General features: G+C 60.4%; 3 protein-coding genes. 2 read left to right on the plus strand and 1 reads right to left on the minus strand.

Annotation, left to right across the window (positions count from 1 at the left end; all coding sequences use genetic code 11):
* Positions 1–346: fatty acid desaturase (locus EN781_RS31695; RefSeq protein WP_189347960.1), on the minus strand; the 346-nt coding region annotated here is incomplete at its 3' end.
* 228 nt (positions 347–574) lie between these two features.
* On the opposite strand from EN781_RS31695, the gene EN781_RS31700 reads away from it, so the two are divergent.
* Both EN781_RS31700 and EN781_RS31705 read left to right on the plus strand, forming a co-directional pair.
* Positions 575–1,417 carry a helix-turn-helix transcriptional regulator gene (locus EN781_RS31700; protein WP_126054109.1) on the plus strand — a complete coding sequence of 281 codons (843 nt, stop codon included), beginning with the start codon at positions 575–577 and terminating at the stop codon, positions 1,415–1,417.
* Between the two features lie 178 nt (positions 1,418–1,595).
* On the plus strand, positions 1,596–1,850 hold a 255-nt coding region (locus tag EN781_RS31705), incomplete at its 3' end, for a homocysteine S-methyltransferase family protein (RefSeq protein ID WP_189347959.1).

Consider the following 1,850-nt stretch of genomic DNA (forward strand, 5'->3'; position numbering starts at 1 on the left):
GATAATAGCTCTCCGGATCGTCAAGCGGATCAGTCAGCCGCTCGTCGGCATGGTGGCGAAGATGGATCGTCTTGAAGCGGCGGAACGGCCACACCACGCCGATCGGCAGGAAGACAAAGGCTTCATTGATCCGCGCATTGCGTGTCGGATGGCCGTGCAGCACTTCGTGCATCAGCGAGGATTGCAGCGCGGCGGTCAGGGCCAGGGCGCCGAGCGCCAGTATCGGATAGGATGGCCAGAGAAGGAAGCCGGTGGCGAGCCAGGTGCCGTAGCAGAAAAATGCCAAGAACACGGTCGGCCATTCGATAGCCGCTGCACTGCTACGTCTCTTAGTCATGCTTGCCATGCGATCGACCACTGCCCTCCAGTCGCCGGAACCACTTTGATTCCTGACAGCATTGTGTCAGGAGCCTGCCGTTGTCGCAACGCGACAAAGCGCACAAACTGTTGCGAGTGCGCATTTTCAGCCGCATATGTTATACATTGTAAACAAAACGGAGGATTCATTTACGCCTGAGCCACGTTCAATTCGGCTTCGGCGCAAATTTTTCCTCTCCAAAGCTGGAGCAGCATGATGGACAAGCGCGACCTGTCGACTCTCTTCCGAGAGCGCCTGAAATTGCTCTTGACACGCTCGGACCTGAACCAGTCGGCTTTCGCGACAGCGGTCGGCATAGACCGCTCGGCGCTGTCGCAACTGCTCTCCGGGACGTCGACCCGACTGCCCCGCGCGGAGACGCTGCTCAACATCGCCGCCGAGTTCAAAGTGTCACTCGACTGGCTGCTAGGCCTGAGCCATGACGAAGGCGTCACCGGCGAAATCCGCGAGAGCCTGGAGATCGAGGAGGCCCCCGACGGCTTCGACCGCACGCTGCTCGCCAAATGGCACTCCGAGGCGGCGGGAACGAAAATCCGCTACGTACCGGCCGGCATTCCCGACTTGCTGCGCACCGAGGCGCTGGTCGACTACGAGGCGAACATCACCAACAAGAGCCGCGAGGCGCAGGCGGGCGAGACGCAATACCGCATCGACTATACCAGGCGCCCGGAGACCGACATGGAGGTCTGCATGCCGCGCCACACGCTCGAGATCTTCGCGCGCGGGCTAGGCGTCTGGGACCGCTTTCCCGAGGCCGAGCGCCGCCAGCAGCTTCTACACATGGCGACACTGCTCGATGATCTCTATCCGACCTTCCGCCTGTACCTCTATGACGGGCGCATGCGCTACTCGATCCCCTACACCATCTTCGGGCCCTACCGAGCCGCCATCTATGTCGGCGACATGTATCTGGTGCTGAATGCCACGCAGCCGATCCGCACCTTGACCAGCCATTTCGACAATCTGATCCGCGCCGCCGACATCAATGCGCATGAGGCGGCGAGCTTCGCGCAAAGGCTGGCTGAGGTCCAATTTTGACGGCTGACCGCCGGCTTTGAGATTGACGTCATATAAAGAGTTCTTTATATCCTTATCTCGATAGCAGATTCCGCAAAAGTGCCCTCGCGGTTTTGCGAGCAGAACCTGAAGCAATAGAACAACAAGCAGGCGGAGCGAAGCGAAACCTGCTTGGAACTCCCGGAAGGCGTATGTCATCATGACCAACCCGATCGAGGCATTGCTTGCCGAAAAGGGCGTGCTGCTCGCCGATGGCGCCACCGGCACCAATCTGTTCGCCATGGGCCTGGAAGCCGGCGAAGCGCCGGAGTTGCTGAACGAGACCGCGCCCGACACCATCACCAGCCTGCACCAGAACTTCGTCGATGCTGGCGCCGACATCATCCTGACCAACTCCTTCGGCGGCACCCGCCACCGGCTGAAGCTGCATCATGCCCAGGATCGCGTACATGCG

Source organism: Mesorhizobium sp. M4A.F.Ca.ET.090.04.2.1, from assembly GCF_003999085.1.
Classification (GTDB): Bacteria; Pseudomonadota; Alphaproteobacteria; order Rhizobiales; family Rhizobiaceae; genus Mesorhizobium.